The organism is Pseudomonas sp. S2_A02 (assembly GCF_054668495.1).
Genome location: NZ_CP162776.1, coordinates 2429708 through 2448415 on the forward strand (window position 1 = coordinate 2429708; position 18708 = coordinate 2448415).

19 protein-coding genes are annotated in these 18708 nt (G+C 58.6%); 3 read left to right on the forward strand and 16 right to left on the reverse strand.

All coding sequences use genetic code 11. The annotated features are described in order from the left end of the window. Positions 1-18: 18 nt before the first annotated feature. The 5 genes from AB4O41_RS11245 to AB4O41_RS11265 all read right to left on the reverse strand — a co-directional run bounded on the left by AB4O41_RS11245 (position 19) and on the right by AB4O41_RS11265 (position 4009). A complete protein-coding gene (locus AB4O41_RS11245; RefSeq protein WP_460147769.1) occupies positions 19-1515 on the reverse strand; it encodes a phage tail sheath subtilisin-like domain-containing protein in 1497 nt (498 codons plus the stop codon). Beyond that, positions 1515-1697: a DUF2635 domain-containing protein gene (locus tag AB4O41_RS11250; RefSeq protein WP_460147770.1), complete on the reverse strand. Its 183-nt coding sequence runs from the start codon at positions 1695-1697 to the stop codon at positions 1515-1517. Before AB4O41_RS11250 ends, AB4O41_RS11245 begins: the two co-directional genes overlap by 1 nt. After that, on the reverse strand, positions 1694-2278 hold the full coding sequence (locus AB4O41_RS11255; RefSeq protein ID WP_460147771.1) for a phage tail terminator protein: 585 nt from the start codon (positions 2276-2278) through the stop codon (positions 1694-1696). Before AB4O41_RS11255 ends, AB4O41_RS11250 begins: the two co-directional genes overlap by 4 nt. A 126-nt stretch (positions 2279-2404) precedes the next feature. Beyond that, positions 2405-2752: a phage holin family protein gene (locus tag AB4O41_RS11260; protein ID WP_038979169.1), complete on the reverse strand. Its 348-nt coding sequence runs from the start codon at positions 2750-2752 to the stop codon at positions 2405-2407. Between the two features lie 522 nt (positions 2753-3274). Then, on the reverse strand, positions 3275-4009 hold the full coding sequence (locus tag AB4O41_RS11265) for a LexA family transcriptional regulator (protein WP_460148330.1): 735 nt from the start codon (positions 4007-4009) through the stop codon (positions 3275-3277). Positions 4010-4210: 201 nt separating this feature from the next. Between AB4O41_RS11265 and mutS the strand changes: the two genes are divergently transcribed. After that, positions 4211-6790, forward strand: a complete 2580-nt coding sequence (gene mutS / locus AB4O41_RS11270) for a DNA mismatch repair protein MutS (protein WP_460147772.1) — start codon at positions 4211-4213, stop codon at positions 6788-6790. A gap of 142 nt (positions 6791-6932) precedes the next feature. After that, on the forward strand, positions 6933-7256 hold the full coding sequence (fdxA, locus tag AB4O41_RS11275; RefSeq protein ID WP_003222178.1) for a ferredoxin FdxA: 324 nt from the start codon (positions 6933-6935) through the stop codon (positions 7254-7256). A 485-nt stretch (positions 7257-7741) separates the two neighbouring features. On the opposite strand, the gene rpoS is transcribed toward fdxA, so the two are convergent. The 8 genes from rpoS to AB4O41_RS11315 all read right to left on the reverse strand — a co-directional run bounded on the left by rpoS (position 7742) and on the right by AB4O41_RS11315 (position 14877). Then, positions 7742-8749 carry an RNA polymerase sigma factor RpoS gene (rpoS, locus tag AB4O41_RS11280; RefSeq protein WP_007907200.1) on the reverse strand — a complete coding sequence of 336 codons (1008 nt, stop codon included), beginning with the start codon at positions 8747-8749 and terminating at the stop codon, positions 7742-7744. Positions 8750-8855: 106 nt separating this feature from the next. Beyond that, a complete protein-coding gene (locus AB4O41_RS11285) occupies positions 8856-9713 on the reverse strand; it encodes a peptidoglycan DD-metalloendopeptidase family protein (RefSeq protein ID WP_460147773.1) in 858 nt (285 codons plus the stop codon). A gap of 211 nt (positions 9714-9924) precedes the next feature. Beyond that, positions 9925-10560, reverse strand: a complete 636-nt coding sequence (locus AB4O41_RS11290) for a protein-L-isoaspartate(D-aspartate) O-methyltransferase (RefSeq protein WP_177318845.1) — start codon at positions 10558-10560, stop codon at positions 9925-9927. Positions 10561-10601: 41 nt separating this feature from the next. Then, positions 10602-11351: a 5'/3'-nucleotidase SurE gene (surE, locus tag AB4O41_RS11295; protein ID WP_030127971.1), complete on the reverse strand. Its 750-nt coding sequence runs from the start codon at positions 11349-11351 to the stop codon at positions 10602-10604. Next, positions 11339-12397 (reverse strand): tRNA pseudouridine(13) synthase TruD, encoded by a 1059-nt coding sequence (gene truD, locus AB4O41_RS11300; RefSeq protein WP_460147774.1) that lies wholly within the window; start codon positions 12395-12397, stop codon positions 11339-11341. Before truD ends, surE begins: the two co-directional genes overlap by 13 nt. Beyond that, a complete protein-coding gene (gene ispF / locus AB4O41_RS11305; RefSeq protein ID WP_038979164.1) occupies positions 12394-12867 on the reverse strand; it encodes a 2-C-methyl-D-erythritol 2,4-cyclodiphosphate synthase in 474 nt (157 codons plus the stop codon). The genes truD and ispF overlap by 4 nt, the downstream gene beginning before the upstream one ends. A 43-nt stretch (positions 12868-12910) precedes the next feature. Beyond that, entirely contained in the window at positions 12911-13756 is an 846-nt protein-coding gene (fghA, locus tag AB4O41_RS11310) for an S-formylglutathione hydrolase (RefSeq protein WP_460147775.1), read from the reverse strand. A gap of 8 nt (positions 13757-13764) precedes the next feature. After that, complete coding sequence (locus AB4O41_RS11315) at positions 13765-14877, reverse strand: S-(hydroxymethyl)glutathione dehydrogenase/class III alcohol dehydrogenase (RefSeq protein ID WP_367374352.1); 1113 nt, start codon at positions 14875-14877, stop codon at positions 13765-13767. Positions 14878-14983: 106 nt separating this feature from the next. On the opposite strand from AB4O41_RS11315, the gene AB4O41_RS11320 reads away from it, so the two are divergent. Next, positions 14984-15880, forward strand: a complete 897-nt coding sequence (locus AB4O41_RS11320; protein WP_460147776.1) for a LysR substrate-binding domain-containing protein — start codon at positions 14984-14986, stop codon at positions 15878-15880. 167 nt (positions 15881-16047) lie between these two features. On the opposite strand, the gene ispD is transcribed toward AB4O41_RS11320, so the two are convergent. The 3 genes from ispD to eno form a co-directional block, all read right to left on the reverse strand. Then, positions 16048-16755, reverse strand: coding sequence for a 2-C-methyl-D-erythritol 4-phosphate cytidylyltransferase (gene ispD / locus AB4O41_RS11325; protein WP_460147777.1), 708 nt, complete (start codon positions 16753-16755; stop codon positions 16048-16050). After that, the gene (gene ftsB / locus AB4O41_RS11330; RefSeq protein WP_192344221.1) at positions 16752-17030 is read right to left on the reverse strand and encodes a cell division protein FtsB; all 279 of its coding nucleotides are present in this window, start codon (positions 17028-17030) and stop codon (positions 16752-16754) included. The genes ispD and ftsB overlap by 4 nt, the downstream gene beginning before the upstream one ends. 242 nt (positions 17031-17272) lie before the next feature. After that, positions 17273-18562: a phosphopyruvate hydratase gene (gene eno, locus AB4O41_RS11335; RefSeq protein ID WP_030127977.1), complete on the reverse strand. Its 1290-nt coding sequence runs from the start codon at positions 18560-18562 to the stop codon at positions 17273-17275. Positions 18563-18708 lie beyond the last annotated feature (146 nt).

The window sequence follows — 18708 nt, forward strand, 5'->3', positions numbered from 1 at the left end:
ACAGTCAAAAGGCAGCGATCAGGCTGCGTCGTCGTACTGCAGACGGAACTGGTTGAGCAGCGCGAACACGCGCAGGCCGTTGATGTAATCCGGCGGGAACAGCACGTTGACCCGGCTCGGGTCCTGAACATCGCGCTCGACGATCAAGTGTTCGGCGAACAGCTCGGCGTTTTCCACGTGGCCTTCCAGTTCGAGCTTGGCGTACTGGGCGATCAGCTCACCGCGAATGGTGCTCGGGGTGACGATCGGCTGGCCGGCGCCAAAACGGGTGCCGTCGGAAGCCAGCTTGTGGCGACCGTATTTGCTGGTGATCACACTTTGCAGACGACGCACGATGAACGCCGACTGGTGCATGGTTTCACTGTCCAGGTAGGAGTTGTCTGCCTGGCCGTAGGCGTTCTTCTGATAGGTGGTGATCGAACGCTGAATGCGCACGTAGCCGCCTTCGTAGTACGCGGTGGCGATGCCGTAATTGAGCAGCGACTGACGCTCGGTCAGGGTGAAACGCTCGCTCGCCGGTGCCGGGTCGAGACCCGGCAGGCTGCCGCTTTGGGTTGGACGGCTGGCGTCGGCAGAGATAAACACCGAGGTGCGTGCAGCCAGTGCAGCGGCCTGCACCCACAACGGTTGCGGTACGCCCGGTTCCAGCGCCTGAATGGTCATGTGCTGGTCGTTACGCGCCTGACCGGCCGCCACCAGAGTGCCGATGGTGCCGCGCTTGGCGCTGTAGACGTGACCGAACAATTGTTTGGCCCAGGACCAACGACCGGTGCTGTCATCCATGACGGCTTGCCAGGTGATGAGGGTCGACAGATCCGACCACGGCATGCAGATGAACTCGAACGGTTCATCGCCCAGCGCCGCCACGGCGGCCACTTGATCCGGCACACCGGCGCCGCCGGTCATGGCAGTGATGGCCGAGGTCAGCCCAGCCGGGGTTTCTTCGCCATTGCTCTTGCCCAGGCGATTGAATTGCAGGCTGATGTCATTGCCGCTGTCGCCCGTCCATTTGGCGCTCAGGGTGACCACACCTTCGACCGCTGCAGCGCTGACCGGCAGATCGGCGGAGGCATTGATTTTCAGCGCCAGGGCCGTGGCCGCTTGCTCCGCAGTGGCACCGTTGACGATAGCCGCTTGAACGCGAACGCCGCCGACGTACAGGTTGAGCACACCGCTTTGAGTCGCCGCCCCGGTCAGGGTCAGCACACCTTTGGCAATGCTGCCTTCAGTGTTGTGCAGCGGCAGGCACCAGATCTCGCCGATCGGGTCGGTCTTGCGCCAGGTTTCGTACATCGAGGCGAGCATCGAGCCTTGGCCGCCAATGCTTTTGGCCAGCGCCACGCTGGACACCAGCACCAGTTTGCCGACGTCGGCCGGTGCGATGTTGTCGTTGACCTGAGCAACGATCAGGCGGCGCATGGCCGACGACGCGCTATTGGCGGCCGAGTTGTCCATTTCGGCGTAGAACAGCGGAACACGAATGTCCGCGGGGATGTTGCTGAATCCGATCGCCATTATTTGGCTCCCTGTGGTTTCGCCGCTTTCACGGCTTTGGTAGTGATATCGCCATCGGCCAGACGTCGACGCCACCAGGCGTTGTCTGGCACTTCACGGCCCTCGAGGGGCAACAGATCGCCCGTTTCCGGGTCCGGCACAACACGGCCCGGGGCCGGCAGCACGGTGATGCGTTTGCTCATGGGGTTACGTCTCCAGAGAAAGTCAGTTCCAGGCGCCCGTCGGGGCCTGGGCGTTGCAGATTGGGGTCCGCCGGATCGATCGCATCGACCCGCACGGTGACCCCGGTAAAGGACGACAAGCCGTCCAGTTCACGCTCGTGCCAGCTTTCCGCCGGTTGCCCTGGCAGATTGCGGCCGAGCTGGAATTCGGCAAAAAAGCGCAGGCGATACAGCACGCGGCTGCTGTTGATGGAAACCAGTTCGCCACCGTCGTACTCGATGGCGTCGTAACTACCGCCAGGCTTGAACCCCACCAGCGCGCGCCACAGTTCGGCGCGTAGGTCATGCAACAGATCCAGCGCTTTTGTAGCGTCCGTGGTGTCGAGCACCAGCGTCACTTCGAAGCGGTCGCGGATCGGTTGCAGCATCAGGTTTTGCGCGAGGCTCTTGCTTGCCAGATCGGCGATCGGCACCACATAGGCGCAGGGGGTCTGCAGCGGGGTGTTGGCTTGCAGCGTGGCGAGGTCGATGCCGGCAGCGACTCGATTGGTCAGGGTTGGGCATTGATCGCGCAGTTGCTTGATCAGGTCTGTGATTTTCATGGTTCTCACCGGGCAATAAAAAACCCGCCGCGGCGGGTTTGAGTGAACGGTACTGGCCGTGGGAAACCCGCGTCCTTGCGGGTCGGTGCGCTATGCACCGTGGATGACGCTCCATGAGATTAAGGCTCAATGATCCTGAGACGTATCACGCGGTGGAACTTCACAAACGCCAATCCGCTTGGCCGCCCAACGCTCGTAAAGCCCGATGGCCACGTCCGCCCCGGCCATTGCCGTCAGGCAGCCAAACGCACCTGCGGCCCAGATCGACACGCCGGCGGCGTACAGCAGCATGATGGCCGAGACCCCGCAGATCATGCAGGCGCCGGAGCGCAGGGCCAGACGCCGCAGCAGCGACCAGCCACGGGCGCCCTCCTTGTCGGCGCGCCACATTTCGCCGGATACCCCGCCCACCAGGGCGAGAACGATGACCAGCCAGATCGGCATGTCCAGCAACGCTTGTTGCTCGTTTGTCATGTCACGCCTCCTGGGGGTGATAGATGAGTGATGTGTGTGTTGAGTTCAAACGATGTCTCTTGAGGTAGGCATTCCAAAAAGCCCGGCATTTGGCCGGGCTTTTCAGTAATGCGGTCCTTCGCCTTCCTTGGCCAACGGCCTGAAGGAAGTTGATCTTTCGGCGCTACTGGCGCGGTACGGATCCATTCAAATTGTTTTTCCGACCGCGGTCCCTGCCCGCCGGATAACTGCTTCTGGTGCTTTACGCTGCACACCCGGGTCAGTTGCCAACCCTCTGAACCGTTGAGGCCGGTTCATCGCTGCCTTTGTGGTGGAACTAAAGAGCTTCGTTTCGAGCCGCTTTGTTGAGTGGCTTGAGACAAAGAATATGCATGGATGCATATACAGTCAATGCATAAATGCATTTATTTATGCGTTGAAAATGCACGGACGCATGAAAGCCCCACAGACAACGGCGCTGGCGGTTTTTGGCAGGCGAAAAAAAACCCGCCGGGCAGCGGGTTTTATCTGACAGCGGTGAGGTTAACGGGCGTACATGCCCCACCAGAAGACGTGACCGAGGATGACAATTTGCTCTTCCTGGATTTCCTGGAAGCTGTAGTCCTCGTCCGGATGCTCATCGCGATTGAAGCTGCGCAGGCGAATCCCCGTCGGCAGGCGATAAAGCTGTTTCACCCGCAACTGGCCGTTGTGGTTGATGGCGTACAGGTCGCCGTCGACGATGTCGCCAATCCCGCATTTACCGGCATTCACGCCAACGGTGGCGCCATCGCGCAGCACCGGCAACATGCTGTTGCCGCGCACGGTGACGCATTTGGCCTGGTCGAACTGCACACCATTGTGGCGCAAGCTGCGTTTTCCGAAGCGCAGGCTAGAGCGCTCGCTTTCTTCGATGACGAATCTTCCTGATCCAGCAGCCAATTCAACCTCGCGAAGAAAGGGGACCGACACCTCGTCGTCATCGACTGGCGTATCGTCGTCCCACAGGCTTATGTCCTTGAGTTCCGAATGCGACTCATCGCGCCCGGCGCTGGCGGCGTGCGCGACATCCACACGGCCACGCAACTGATCGGTGCTCACGGCGAAGTATTCAGCAATCTTCGAAATATGTTTATCCGAAGGATCGACAATCTTCCCGCTGAGGATCCGCGAGAGAGTGGATTGAGGCACGCCGGTGCGACGGTGAAGCTCCGTGGGGGAGATCCCGTGCTGATCGAGCAGCGCTCTTAAGACGGTAGAAACATTGCGTTTTTGCATAACGTGCATAGTGCTTGATCTTTTTTCGGAAGACAAATGCTGATTTGCATAGATCGTGCATAGCCAGAAGAAATGTGCCGTGGAGCTTTCATGCCTGCGTAGGTCGGACTGCCCATGTTAACCTTGCGCCCATCGCGGAAAAGCCGGGCCGATGCCCCCTCCTTTGCCCTACACCTTTCAACGAGTTTTCCTGAATTTCCGATGAATAAAGCCCTCTCCGATCTGTCTTCCCACACGCCAATGATGCAGCAGTACTGGCGCCTGAAGAACCAGCACCCTGACCAGCTGATGTTCTACCGCATGGGCGACTTCTACGAGATCTTCTATGAAGATGCGAAGAAGGCCGCCAAGTTGCTGGACATCACCCTGACGGCTCGTGGGCAATCGGCGGGTCAGGCGATTCCGATGTGTGGGATTCCTTACCACGCCGCGGAAGGTTACCTGGCGAAACTGGTAAAGCTCGGCGAGTCGGTGGTGATTTGTGAGCAGGTCGGCGACCCGGCCACCAGCAAAGGCCCGGTGGATCGTCAGGTGGTGCGGATCATCACCCCCGGCACGGTCAGCGATGAAGCGCTGCTGGATGAACGTCGGGACAACCTGATCGCGGCGGTACTGGGTGACGAGCGTCTGTTCGGTCTGGCGGTGCTGGACATTACCAGCGGCAACTTCACCGTGTTGGAGATCAAGGGCTGGGAAAACCTGCTGGCGGAACTGGAGCGGGTCAATCCGGTAGAGCTGATGATCCCGGATGACTGGCCGAAAGATTTGCCGGCGGAAAAGCGCCGTGGGGTTCGTCGCCGTGCGCCGTGGGATTTCGAGCGTGATTCGGCGCTGAAAAGTCTTTGCCAGCAGTTTTCCACCCAGGACTTGAAAGGTTTTGGCTGCGAGAACCTGACCCTGGCGATTGGCGCTGCTGGCTGCCTGCTCAGCTACGCCAAGGAAACCCAACGCACCGCCCTGCCGCACTTGCGCAGCCTGCGTCATGAACGCCTGGACGACACTGTGGTGCTGGATGGCGCGAGCCGTCGCAACCTGGAACTGGATACCAACCTGGCCGGTGGTCGCGACAACACCTTGCAATCGGTGGTCGATCGCTGCCAGACCGCCATGGGCAGCCGCTTGCTGACTCGCTGGCTGAACCGTCCGCTGCGGGATTTGACCGTATTGCTGGCGCGCCAGACTTCGATTACCTGCCTGCTCGATGGTTACCGCTTCGAGAAACTGCAACCGCAGCTCAAGGAGATCGGTGACATCGAGCGGATTCTGGCGCGGATCGGCCTGCGCAATGCCCGTCCTCGTGACTTGGCGCGTCTGCGAGATGCCCTCGGTGCACTGCCAGAGTTGCAGGTAGCGATGGCCGAGCTTGAGGCTCCGCACATCATTCAACTGGCCACCACCACCAGCACCTATCCGGAACTGGCGGCGCTGCTGGAAAAAGCCATTATCGACAACCCGCCCGCAGTCATCCGTGACGGTGGCGTGTTGAAAACCGGTTACGACAGCGAACTCGACGAACTGCAATCGCTCAGCGAAAACGCCGGACAGTTCCTGATCGATCTCGAAGCGCGCGAGAAGGCCCGCACCGGCCTGTCCCACTTGAAGGTCGGCTACAACCGGATTCACGGTTACTTCATCGAATTGCCGAGCAAGCAGGCCGAATCGGCGCCCGCGGATTATATTCGCCGGCAGACCCTCAAAGGTGCCGAGCGCTTTATCACGCCAGAGCTAAAGGCGTTCGAAGACAAGGCGCTGTCAGCCAAGAGCCGCGCCCTGGCTCGCGAGAAGATGCTCTACGAAGCGCTGCTCGAAGACTTGATCGCCCAGTTGCCGCCCTTGCAAGACACGGCCGCCGCACTGGCCGAACTGGACGTGCTGAGCAACCTCGCCGAGCGTGCACTGAATCTGGACCTGAACTGCCCGCGCTTCGTCAGCGAGCCATGCATGCGCATCACCCAGGGTCGTCACCCGGTGGTCGAGCAAGTACTCACCACGCCGTTCGTGGCCAACGACCTGAGCCTTGACGACAATACCCGCATGCTGGTGATCACCGGTCCGAACATGGGCGGTAAATCCACCTACATGCGTCAGACCGCATTGATCGTACTGCTGGCGCATATCGGCAGTTTCGTGCCGGCAGCCAGTTGCGAATTGTCCTTGGTAGACCGAATCTTCACCCGGATCGGTTCCAGCGATGACTTGGCGGGCGGACGATCGACCTTCATGGTCGAAATGAGCGAAACCGCGAACATCCTGCACAACGCCACCGAACGCAGCCTGGTGCTGATGGACGAAGTCGGTCGCGGCACCAGCACCTTCGACGGTCTGTCCCTGGCCTGGGCCGCGGCTGAGCGCCTGGCGCAACTGCGGGCCTACACATTGTTCGCCACGCATTATTTCGAGCTGACAGTGCTGCCGGAAGCCCAGCCGCTGGTGGCCAACGTGCACCTCAATGCCACCGAGCACAACGAACGCATCGTGTTCCTGCACCACGTGTTGCCTGGGCCTGCCAGCCAGAGCTATGGCCTGGCGGTTGCGCAGTTGGCCGGCGTGCCGAGCGAAGTAATCGTGCGTGCTCGCGAGCATCTGAGCCGACTGGAATCCACAGCGCTGCCTCATGAAGTTCCAAAGCCAGCCAAAGGCAAACCGGCCGCGCCGCAGCAGAGCGACATGTTCGCCAGCCTGCCGCATCCGGTACTGGATGAACTGGCCAAACTTGATCTGGATGACATGACACCGCGTCGTGCGCTCGAAATGCTCTATACATTAAAGACACGGATCTAACGCACTTGCCTGCAAGCTGTTAGAATCTCGCGCGGTTTGGGATGCTGCAGGCTAATAGCCTGGCCTGCAGACTATCGCTCCCGAACCTGGCGACCCCGTCCTGAAGGGGCTCCGCTGCCGCCGCCTGAGGAGAGAATTAGAAATGACCTTCGTCGTCACCGACAACTGCATCAAGTGCAAGTACACCGACTGCGTAGAAGTCTGTCCGGTGGACTGCTTTTACGAAGGCCCGAACTTCCTGGTGATTCACCCGGATGAGTGCATCGACTGCGCACTGTGCGAACCCGAATGCCCTGCCGTGGCCATCTTCTCCGAAGATGAAGTTCCAGAAGATATGCAGGAATTCATTCAGCTGAACGTTGAGCTGGCTGAAATCTGGCCGAACATTACCGAGAAGAAAGAATCGTTGCCTGATGCCGAAGAGTGGGATGGCGTCAAAGGCAAGATCAAAGACCTCGAACGCTGATTAAACCGCGTTCCCGAAAAGGCCCCTTGTGGGCCTTTTTGCTTTTCCGCAGGCAAAAAAAAGGGGCGGTATGACCCGCCCACATTTTTTCCCTATTCCTTGTGTTCCTTTTCATCGTCCTGATGAACCGCTTCCTGCGATGTCCGTTCCCCTCTTCCTTGAAGGGCGTGTCTATCCGTCGACACAGTTCAGATACTAGAGAATTCCCCACTAAGAGCAATCGGCCTCTGTCGCTGAAATCGCCTGCCACACATTGTTAATCAAAAAAAATAATCATAAAAATCAATAAGATAAACAAATGCCGCAAGTTAAATAGACAACTGCGAGGGTGTAAAAATAACGAACACTTACGAAAGAGTAAGCAAAGACTTACACCACGAGACTACAAACCTGAGGCGGTGCAAAAAACAACGCACCTCTCATATTCCCGGCAACAAAAAGCCCCGAACCAGTCGAGGCTTTTTGTAACCGATGGAACAAGTTGCTTATTGGAACAGCGACTCGCTCGACAGGCCATTTTTCTCGAGAATCTCCCGAAGACGCTTGAGGCCTTCAACCTGAATTTGCCTGACCCGTTCCCGGGTCAAGCCGATTTCCAGGCCTACGTCTTCAAGTGTGCTGCTCTCGTGACCTCGCAAGCCGAAGCGGCGTACGACCACCTCGCGTTGCTTGTCGGTCAGCTCCGAGAGCCACTGATCGATGCTCTGTGACAGGTCGTCGTCCTGCAACAGTTCGCATGGATCGGTCGGGCGGTCGTCGGTAAGAGTGTCCAGCAGGGTTTTATCCGAATCAGGACCCAGCGAGACGTCGACCGAAGAAACCCGCTCGTTCAGGCCGAGCATGCGCTTGACCTCGCCTACCGGTTTCTCCAGCAGGTTGGCGATTTCTTCGGGTGAGGGTTCGTGATCGAGCTTTTGAGTCAGCTCTCGTGCAGCCCGCAAGTACACGTTGAGCTCTTTGACCACATGGATCGGCAACCGGATGGTCCGGGTCTGATTCATGATCGCGCGCTCGATGGTCTGACGAATCCACCAGGTGGCGTAGGTCGAAAAGCGGAATCCACGTTCGGGATCGAACTTTTCTACTGCCCGGATCAGGCCGAGGTTGCCCTCTTCGATCAGGTCCAGCAGCGACAGCCCACGATTGACGTAACGCCGGGCGATTTTCACCACCAGCCGCAGGTTGCTTTCAATCATGCGCTTGCGTCCGGCCGGATCGCCACTTTGCGACAAGCGCGCAAAATGAACTTCTTCTTCCGGGGAGAGCAATGGGGAAAAGCCGATTTCGTTGAGGTACAGCTGCGTGGCATCGAGTGCCCGTGTGTAGTCGATGTACTTGTGTTGCTTAAGCGAAGCGGAGTGTTTGGATTTGGCACGAACGGAAGGTGGTGCATCCCCTTCATCATTCGACATCGAATCCGTGGCGATGCCGGTCTCCATCAGGAGAACCTCATCGTCGATGTCAAACTCCGGCACTTCTTTACTGAGAGCCATTGTTATAGTCCTTTGGTGAGTTCGACCTCAAGCTCAAGCGGCGCCTTTATCCCTGGCAACGCTGGAGCCTGTTCCCTCTACGTGACGGAACAGGCTGGCTAACAAATCAACGACGTGGCAGGAATTGCAGCGGATCTACAGGTTTACCTTGTCGGCGAATCTCAAAATGCAGTTTCACCCGGTCTGTACCCGTTGACCCCATTTCGGCAATTGTCTGTCCGACTTTGACCTGCTGCCCCTCCCGAACCAACAGCCTGCGGTTATGTCCGTAGGCACTGACGTAGGTATCGCTGTGTTTGATGATGACTAATTCGCCGTAGCCCCTTAAGCCACTCCCGGCGTATACCACCGTCCCATCAGACGCAGCTAAAACAGGCTGTCCCAAATCTCCGGCGATATCAATTCCTTTATTCAAACTACCGTTTGAAGAGAATTTACCAATCAGAATGCCATTAGAAGGCCACCCCCAGCCCGTTGGGGCTGGACCGGCAGGAGGCAATGGAGCGGGTGCCGGCTTATTGGCGACGGACGGTACAAGCACTGTTGTACTGGTTGTCGCGCCATTTGCCTGGCGCCGAATGACGGTGGTTTTACTCGACGAGGAAGGTGAGGAACTGGACGAACTCACTACCGCCGTCGGCGTTGAACCGCTACGACCGTCGAAGCGAATTGTCTGACCCGGATGTATCGTGTAAGGCGTAGGAATGTTGTTCCGAGCCGCGAGGGCTTTGTAGTCCCAACCATAGCGAAAAGCGATGGAGAACAAGGTGTCCTTGGGTCGGACAACGTACTGGCCGGTGGTCACGGCCGGACGCTGGGCGACCGCGTTGTTACGATCGACGACGTTCGCACTACCTGATTTGGTGCTGGAACATCCGACCAGCAAGGTACTCAAGACAAGGCCAGTCACCAGACGCTGAAAGCTCGTTATACCCATTCGCTGCGCAATGACTGTGAGACTCACCCGCCGCTCCCTTTGTGGTGGCTGAAAATATGGATTGCCGTGCTCCGGCACGAAATGTCGCAAGTATAACGGGCCGAACAGGCTTTACCTTTAATGAAGCGGATTCGCTTCGCGCACACGTTTGCTGTCTGACGATGAATTCCGTTTAACCAATCGATGCCGCTGTAAGACCCGGGCAATCGAAGAGAATTCAGCATGCTTAAACAAATGCTCAGGCCAACGGCCCGTTGAGCAATGGCACAAAGCGCACCGCCCCCAGAACACGCCTGGAAAAGCCCTGCTCTTCACGGATGATCAACATCAATTGTTGAACTTCACCGGAGCCGACCGGAATCACCAGTCGCCCACCCGGTGCCAACTGATCGAGCAATGCCTGAGGCACGTCGGTGGCCACGGCGGTGACGATGATGCCGTTGTATGGCGCCAGTGCCGGCCAGCCTTCCCAACCATCGCCCCAGCGAAATACCACGTTGCGCAGGTTCAGCTCCACCAGGCGCTCCTTGGCCCGGTCTTGCAGAACCTTGATGCGCTCCACGGAAAAAACCCGCTCGACCAATTGCGACAGCACTGCCGTCTGGTACCCCGACCCGGTGCCGATTTCCATCACCTTGTCCAACGGACCGGCTTCCAGTAGCAGCTCGCTCATGCGCGCCACCATATAAGGCTGGGAGATGGTCTGGTTATGCCCGATCGGCAGCGCCGTATCTTCATAGGCGCGATGGGCCAGCGCCTCATCGACGAACAGATGACGCGGTGTGCGGCGGATGACTTCCAGCACCTTGGCGTTGGATATTCCCTCTTCATAGAGGCGCTGAATCAGACGCTCACGGGTCCGTTGCGAGGTCATCCCTATGCCGCGATGCAGAATATGGTCTTGTTCACGAGCCATTAACGCAGACCCTCCAGCCAGCCATCGAGACTTCTGAAGGCATCATTAAAGGTGCGATCCAGTTGCAGTGGCGTGATTGAAACGTAGCCTTGCATTACCGCGTGGAAATCGGTGCCTGGGCCGCCATCTTCAGCGTCACCCGCCGCGGCAATCCAGTAACCGGATTTACCGCGCGGGTCGACCACTTTCATCGGTGCCGCGGCGCGGGCGCGATGGCCAAGGCGAGTCAGCTGGATGCCGCGGATGTGCTCCAGCGGCAAGTTGGGAATGTTCACGTTCAGTACCGTGCGCGGTGGCAGTTCAAGGTCCGCGTGAGCCTCTACCAGTTTGCGCGCAAAATAGGCAGCTGTGGGAAGGTTCTCTACTTGCCGTGAGACGAATGAAAAGGCAAACGAAGGACGCCCAAGGAAACGCCCCTCAAGCGCCGCCGCCACAGTGCCGGAATACAGCACGTCGTCCCCCAGGTTGGCACCCAGGTTGATGCCGGAAACCACCATGTCCGGCTCGAGCTCCAGCAAGCCGTTAAGCCCCAGGTGCACGCAGTCGGTGGGTGTGCCGTTGAGGCTGATAAAGCCGTTGGCCAGGGTTTGCGGGTGCAACGGACGGTCGAGCGTCAGCGAGCTGCTGGCGCCACTTTTGTCCTGGTCCGGGGCGATAACCACGCATTCGGTGTAATCCGCCAGCGCAGCATAAAGCGCGGCGAGACCGGGTGCGGTTACCCCATCGTCGTTAGAAATCAGAATACGCATGGGCTGTCCGTCTGCCCCACCGGCACCAGATCGACGAGTTCACGCACCAATACGGTGGCGAAGCATCCGGCCGGCAGGACGAATTCCAGTTGCAGAATGTCAGGCTCGGGATAATGCCACGTCAACCCACCAATGGGCAGCCGCAGGATGCGACGTTCGTGGCTCATTCCGGCATTAATCAACCAATCGCGCAGATCCGCTTCGCACGCAGCGATTGCCTGCTCCAATTCATGGACAGCGCCTGACGCCGGCGAGTCACCTTCACCCCACTGCGGGCCGGTCGGATGCAGGTCAAGAATCGCCAAGCGCGGGTCGTTGCATTCGGCTTCACCTGCCGGAAAAAAACTGCGGCTGTCAGTGAACGCCAGCAGATCGCCCACCTGAGCACGCTGCCAGGTGCCATCGGCGACACGCGCCGCCAACACTTGATTGAACAGAAAACTGCGCGCGGTGGAGAGCAGCCGCGAGCGCACGTTGCGTTGTTCTGGCAGAGCCTTACGCGCCGCCCAGGCACGGGCGTCGACCACGTTGCCGCCATCAAAGCCGAAACGCTGGGCGCCGAAATAATTGGGAATACCTTGTTTGGCGATCAGTTGCAGCCGCTCTTCGATCGCCGCTTTGTCACCAGCGAACTGGGTCAAGCGCAAGGTGAAGCCGTTGGCCGAGTGGGCACCGCGTTGCAGTTTGCGTTTATGCCGACCGGTCTTGAGAATTTTCAGCGTGTCGTTTTCCGCCGTCGACAGATCAGGATCTGCCTTGCCCGGCAGTTGCACGCTGAACCACTGACGCGTCAGCGCCTGACGGTCCTTGAGGCCGGCATAGCTGACGGTGCGCAACGGCACACCCGCCGCCTTGGCGATGCGCCGTGCCGCTTCTTCGGTATTCAGACCGCGCTTTTCCACCCAGATCCACAGGTGTTCGCCGTCGCCGCTCAGGGGAATATCAAGGACTTCGTCGACCTGGAAATCCTCCGCCGTGGCTTTCAGTACCGCGCTGCCGAGGGTTTGACCATAGGCCCGAGGGCCGAGCAATTGCAGTTCGTTCATGCGCGCAGCAACAGAGCAACGGAGTGCACGGCAATGCCTTCTTCGCGACCGACAAAGCCAAGCTTTTCGGTGGTGGTAGCTTTCACGTTCACTTGATCCAACTCAACTTGAAGATCCGCGGCAATCAGCGCGCGCATCGATTCGATATGCGGGGCCATTTTCGGGGCCTGGGCAACGATGGTGTTATCGACGTTGCCGACTTTCCAGCCTTTGGCGTGGATCAGTGCGACGACGTGACGCAACAGCACACGGCTGTCGGCGCCCTTGAATTGCGGGTCGGTGTCCGGGAAGTGCTTGCCGATATCACCCAGCGCGGCAGCACCGAGCAAGGCATCGCTCAAGGCGTGCAGCAGGACATCACCGTCGGAATGGGCGAGCAGCCCGAAGCTGTGTGCAATTCGCACGCCGCCCAGTGTGATGAAATCGCCTTCAGCGAAACGGTGCACATCGTAGCCGTGGCCAATACGCATAAAAAAACGCCCCGATTTTTGTCAGGGCGTGATTCTACCTGCATTAGGCGCCTAGAGCGCGCGCGTGATGCTGCAAGTGGTCGTCAATGAAGCTGGCGATGAAAAAATAGCTGTGGTCGTAGCCCGGTTGCAGTCGCAACGTCAGCGGATGACCCGCCAGTTTGGCGGCCTGTTGCAAGGCTTCAGGCTTGAGCTGGGTGGCCAGGAAATCATCGCGATCACCCTGATCGACCAGCAGCGGCAACTTCTCGTCAGCCTCGGCGATCAATGTACAGGCATCCCATTCGCGCCACTTCGAACGGTCTTCTCCCAAGTAACGGGAAAAGGCTTTCTGGCCCCAAGGGCAATCAATCGGATTGTTGATCGGCGAGAACGCCGACACCGAGAGATAACGCCCCGGATTGCGCAACGCGCAGACCAACGCGCCGTGGCCACCCATGGAGTGACCGCTGATGCCACGCTTGTCCGATGTCGGGAAATGCGCTTCGACCAATGCCGGCAATTCCTGCACGACATAGTCATGCATCCGATAGTGTCGGGACCACGGTTCCTGCGTGGCATTCAGATAAAACCCGGCACCGAGACCGAAGTCCCAGGCGCCGTCCGGATCACCCGGCACATCAGGACCGCGTGGGCTGGTATCCGGTGCGACGATGATCAGCCCCAGCTCGGCGGCCATGCGCATGGCGCCGGCCTTTTGCATGAAGTTCTCGTCGGTGCAGGTCAGGCCGGACAACCAGTACAGCACCGGCAGTTTACCGCCCTGCTCCGCTTGCGGTGGCAGGTACACGGCAAACACCATGTCGCAACCGAGCACGTCGGAGCGGTGCCGATAGCGCTTGTGCCAGCCGCCGAAGCTTTTCTGGCAGGAGATATTTTCCAGGCTCATGACCGACCTCAGAAATGGATGACGGTACGGATGCTTTTGCCTTCATGCATCAGTTCAAACGCCTTGTTGATATCTTCCAGGCCCATTGTGTGAGTAATGAAGGTATCCAGCGGGATCTCGCCGGTCTGGGCCATTTCGACATAGCTTGGCAACTCGGTACGCCCGCGCACACCACCGAACGCCGAACCGCGCCAGACTCGACCGGTCACCAGTTGGAACGGACGGGTAGATATCTCCTGACCGGCACCGGCCACGCCGATGATCACCGACTCACCCCAACCTTTGTGGCAGCACTCAAGTGCAGCACGCATCAACTGGACGTTGCCGATGCACTCGAAGGAAAAGTCGACGCCGCCATCGGTCATGTCGACGATCACTTCCTGAATTGGACGATCGAAGTCTTTCGGGTTTACACAATCGGTAGCGCCCAATTGCTTGGCGATCTCGAACTTGGCCGGGTTGATGTCGATGGCGATGATCCGCCCTGCCTTGGCTTTGACCGCGCCAATCACAGCCGACAGACCGATGCCGCCCAGACCGAAGATCGCGACGGTATCACCCGGCTTGACCTTGGCAGTGTTGATTACCGCGCCGATGCCAGTGGTGACGCCACAACCCAGCAGGCAGACTTTTTCCAGCGGTGCTTCTTTAGGAATTTTGGCGACGGAGATTTCCGGCAGCACGGTGTACTCGGAAAAAGTCGAGGTGCCCATGTAGTGGAAAATCGTTTCGCCCTTGTAGGAAAAACGCGAAGTGCCATCCGGCATCAGGCCTTTACCCTGAGTCGCACGAATCGCCTGGCAGAGGTTGGTTTTGCCCGACAGACAGAATTTGCACTTGCCGCATTCCGGGGTGTACAGCGGGATCACATGGTCGCCGACGGCGACCGAGGTCACGCCCTCGCCGATCGCTTCGACCACCGCGCCACCTTCGTGACCCAGGATCGACGGAAAAATACCTTCCGGGTCCGCGCCAGAGAGGGTGTAGGCATCGGTATGGCAGACACCGGAGGCGACGACGCGCAGCAGGACTTCACCCGCCTTGGGCATGGCGACATCGACTTCAACGATCTCAAGGGGTTTCTTGGCCTCGAAGGCAACGGCGGCGCGCGACTTGATCATGCTGACTCTCCAGTGAATAAAAACGAGACAAGGAGTGTAATACAGCGACATACGATGAATAATCAGGACAAAAGCAAAACATTATTGCCATACAGGGATAATCCTGATGTCCGAAAATCGCTGGGAAGGCATCGATGAGTTCGTCGCCGTGGCCGAATGCAGCCAATTCACTGCCGCGGCGGAACGCCTTGGGGTGTCTTCTTCTCATATCAGTCGCCAAATCGTACGACTGGAAGAGCGCCTGCAAACCCGCTTGCTCTATCGCAGCACCCGCCGGGTCACGTTGACCGAGGCCGGGCAAACCTTCCTGCAACATTGCCAGCGTTTGCAGGACGGTCGCGAAGAAGCGTTGCGCGCTGTCGGCGACCTGACCAGCGAACCCAAGGGCATGCTGCGCATGACCTGCGCCGTGGCCTATGGCGAACGATTCATCGTGCCACTGGTGACTCGCTTCATGGGGCTGTATCCACAGCTGCGCGTCGACATCGAACTGAGCAACCGCCCACTCGACCTGGTGCATGAAGGGTTGGACCTGGCCATCCGCCTCGGCCGTCTGCAGGATTCAAGACTGGTCGCCACACGTCTGGCGCCACGGCGCATGTACCTGTGCGCCTCGCCGTCCTACCTGGAAAGGTATGGTCGCCCACACAGCTTGTCGGAATTGAGTCGCCATAACTGCCTCATCGGTAGCTCGGACATCTGGCAACTGGAACAGAACGGGCGGGAATTTTCCCAGCGCGTACAGGGAAACTGGCGCTGCAACAGTGGGCAGGCAGTGCTGGATGCCGCGCTACAAGGGGTTGGGTTGTGTCAGCTACCGGATTACTACGTGTTGGAATACCTGAAAAGCGGTGAATTGATCTCGCTGCTGGAAGCCCATCAACCGCCAAACACAGCGGTTTGGGCGCTTTATCCGCAGCAACGGCATCTGTCGCCGAAGGTGCGCAAGTTGGTGGATTACTTGAAAGAAGGGTTGGCCAAACGGCCGGAATATCGAACTTAGAAAAATCTACCGGTGTGTCTGCCAGGAATTGATTGCTTGAACTACCGCTTTCGCGAGCAAGCCCGCTCCCACAGTGGATCTTCAGTGAACATATTATTTGTGCTCGGCCGAGATCAAATGTGGGAGCGGGCTTGCTCGCGAAAGCAATCTGACAGACACCACAGCAGTCAGCGGCGGTTAGCCCAACGCTGCCGCAACCACTCAAGGTCTTCAGGGCGAGTGACTTTGATGTTATCGGATCGCCCCTCAATCAAGCGCGGCGCCTGGCCCGACCACTCCATGGCCGAGGCTTCATCGGTGACAACAACGTCCGCCACCAGACTGTCCGCCAACGCCCGATGCAACGCGCCAAGGCGAAACATTTGCGGCGTATAGGCCTGCCAGATCACGCTGCGATCCACTGTTTCCAGCACGCGCCCGTGCTGGTCGACCCGCTTGAGAGTGTCCCGCGCAGGCACCGCCAACAGACCGCCTACCGGATCATCAGCGAGTTCACTGAGCAATTTATCAAGATCATCACGCGCCAGATTCGGTCGTGCGGCATCATGAACCAACACCCAATCCTCATCGTCAGCGCCTTGAGCATGCAGATGCAGCAACGCATTGAGCACCGACCCGGAACGCTCGGCGCCACCCTCAACCCGCTGAATACGAGGATCGGCAGCACACGCCAGGTTCGGCCAATAAGGATCGTCGATTGCAAGACTGACCACCAACCCCTTCAGGGAAGGATGATCGAGGAAACAGCCGAGGCTGTGTTCGAGAATAGTGCGCCCGCCCAACTGCAAGTATTGCTTGGGACGGTCCGCGGCCATACGGGCACCGACGCCCGCGGCAGGAATCACGGCCCAGAAGGCCGGTAACGACTCAGTCATTGGGCCAACTGGTAAAGGGTTTCACCGTCCTTGACCATGCCCAGCTCATGGCGAGCCCGCTCTTCAACGGTCTCCATGCCTTTTTTCAATTCGCTGACTTCGGCGTCCATCACCCGATTGCGTTCCAGCAAAGACTCGTTCTCGGCGTGTTGATCCGCAATCTGCTGCTTCAACTCCGCCACTTGCGCCAGACTGCCATTACCCACCCACAGGCGGTACTGCAGGCCAGCCAGCAGCAAGAGCAAGACGAGGAACAACCAATTGGGACTGCGCATCGAATATCAGGTATCCAGTGAAAAAAGACAGCCATGCCAAAACTTTGAAGCTTCTGATAGCACGAAGCCTGGAAGAACCAGGCTTGTGCTCTTAAGGCATCAGATTAGTGGCAAATCCATCGCTGCTGCGATTTTTCCGACACAATCCGGTGTCTTTTTACTATCTCATGCCCTGCCTCACCAATACGCTGCTCTTTGACACTGTCAAAAAGAAGCAGCATCGGCGAGTCGGGGCACTTTACTCAGCCGCGGAATTCGCTACGACCGTTGTACTTGGCTTTGCCATTCAACTGCTCTTCGATACGCAGCAGTTGGTTGTACTTGGAAACGCGATCGGAACGGCACAGGGAGCCGGTCTTGATCTGGCCAGCCGCAGTGCCCACAGCCAGGTCGGCAATGGTCGAATCTTCGGTTTCGCCGGAGCGGTGCGAGATTACGGCGGTGTAACCAGCGGCCTTGGCCATCTGGATCGCTTCCAGGGTTTCGGTCAGGGTGCCGATCTGGTTGAACTTGATCAGGATCGAGTTGGCGATCTTTTTATCGATGCCTTCTTTCAGGATCTTGGTGTTGGTCACGAACAGGTCGTCGCCTACCAGCTGAGTCTTCTCGCCGATTTTGTCGGTGAGGATTTTCCAGCCAGCCCAGTCGGACTCGTCCAGACCGTCTTCGATGGAGATGATCGGGTAACGCTCGGTCAGACCTTTCAGGTAATCGGCGAAACCTTCAGCGGTGAACACCTGGCCTTCGCCGGACAGGTTGTACTTGCCGTCTTCGTAGAATTCGCTGGCGGCGCAGTCCAGAGCCAGAGTCACGTCGGTGCCCAGCTTGTAACCGGCATTGGCCACGGCTTCGGAGATCACTTTCAACGCGTCTTCGTTGGAGGCCAGGTTCGGCGCGAAACCACCTTCGTCACCAACGGCAGTGCTCAGGCCGCGAGCTTTCAGAACGGCTTTGAGGTGATGGAAAATCTCGGTACCCATGCGCAGACCTTCCGAGAAAGACTTGGCGCCTACTGGCTGAACCATGAATTCCTGGATGTCGACGTTGTTATCGGCGTGCTCGCCACCGTTGATGATGTTCATCATCGGAACCGGCATCGAGTAAACACCCGGGGTGCCGTTCAGGTTAGCGATGTGAGCGTACAGCGGCAGGTCCTGGTCCTGTGCTGCAGCCTTGGCTGCGGCCAGGGAAACGGCGAGGATCGCGTTGGCGCCCAGGGTCGCTTTGTTTTCGGTGCCGTCCAGCTTGATCATCGCGTGATCCAGCGCTTTCTGGTCGCTTGGGTCTGCACCCAGCAACAGGTCGCGGATCGGACCGTTGATGTTGCCGACGGCTTTCAGAACGCCTTTGCCCAGGTAACGGCTCTTGTCGCCATCACGCAGCTCGAGTGCTTCACGCGAGCCAGTGGAAGCACCGGATGGCGCGCAAGCGCTGCCGATGATGCCGTTATCGAGAAGCACGTCTGCTTCCACAGTGGGATTGCCACGGGAGTCGAGAACTTCACGACCTTTGATGTCGACGATTTTTGCCATTGTTGTAAACACTCCAAAGTTGACGAAAACGACGCAGCTGATGGAAATCTTTTATCGTCGGCAAGCGACAGACAGCGGGCAGGCTTGCGGACGATAAGGCTCAAGCCCGAGGGCCTGAGCATTAAATCGTGCGGTACTTTACCGGA

Coding starts and splice junctions, on each gene's coding strand:
- AB4O41_RS11245 (WP_460147769.1), bottom strand. CDS start 1,515: ATGGCGATCGGATTCAGCAACATCCCCGCGGACATTCGTGTTCCGCTG.
- AB4O41_RS11250 (WP_460147770.1), bottom strand. CDS start 1,697: ATGAGCAAACGCATCACCGTGCTGCCGGCCCCGGGCCGTGTTGTGCCG.
- AB4O41_RS11255 (WP_460147771.1), bottom strand. CDS start 2,278: ATGAAAATCACAGACCTGATCAAGCAACTGCGCGATCAATGCCCAACC.
- AB4O41_RS11260 (WP_038979169.1), bottom strand. CDS start 2,752: ATGACAAACGAGCAACAAGCGTTGCTGGACATGCCGATCTGGCTGGTC.
- AB4O41_RS11265 (WP_460148330.1), bottom strand. CDS start 4,009: ATGCAAAAACGCAATGTTTCTACCGTCTTAAGAGCGCTGCTCGATCAG.
- mutS (WP_460147772.1), top strand. CDS start 4,211: ATGAATAAAGCCCTCTCCGATCTGTCTTCCCACACGCCAATGATGCAG.
- fdxA (WP_003222178.1), top strand. CDS start 6,933: ATGACCTTCGTCGTCACCGACAACTGCATCAAGTGCAAGTACACCGAC.
- rpoS (WP_007907200.1), bottom strand. CDS start 8,749: ATGGCTCTCAGTAAAGAAGTGCCGGAGTTTGACATCGACGATGAGGTT.
- AB4O41_RS11290 (WP_177318845.1), bottom strand. CDS start 10,560: ATGACCTCGCAACGGACCCGTGAGCGTCTGATTCAGCGCCTCTATGAA.
- surE (WP_030127971.1), bottom strand. CDS start 11,351: ATGCGTATTCTGATTTCTAACGACGATGGGGTAACCGCACCCGGTCTC.
- truD (WP_460147774.1), bottom strand. CDS start 12,397: ATGAACGAACTGCAATTGCTCGGCCCTCGGGCCTATGGTCAAACCCTC.
- ispF (WP_038979164.1), bottom strand. CDS start 12,867: ATGCGTATTGGCCACGGCTACGATGTGCACCGTTTCGCTGAAGGCGAT.
- fghA (WP_460147775.1), bottom strand. CDS start 13,756: ATGAGCCTGGAAAATATCTCCTGCCAGAAAAGCTTCGGCGGCTGGCAC.
- AB4O41_RS11315 (WP_367374352.1), bottom strand. CDS start 14,877: ATGATCAAGTCGCGCGCCGCCGTTGCCTTCGAGGCCAAGAAACCCCTT.
- AB4O41_RS11320 (WP_460147776.1), top strand. CDS start 14,984: ATGTCCGAAAATCGCTGGGAAGGCATCGATGAGTTCGTCGCCGTGGCC.
- ispD (WP_460147777.1), bottom strand. CDS start 16,755: ATGACTGAGTCGTTACCGGCCTTCTGGGCCGTGATTCCTGCCGCGGGC.
- ftsB (WP_192344221.1), bottom strand. CDS start 17,030: ATGCGCAGTCCCAATTGGTTGTTCCTCGTCTTGCTCTTGCTGCTGGCT.
- eno (WP_030127977.1), bottom strand. CDS start 18,562: ATGGCAAAAATCGTCGACATCAAAGGTCGTGAAGTTCTCGACTCCCGT.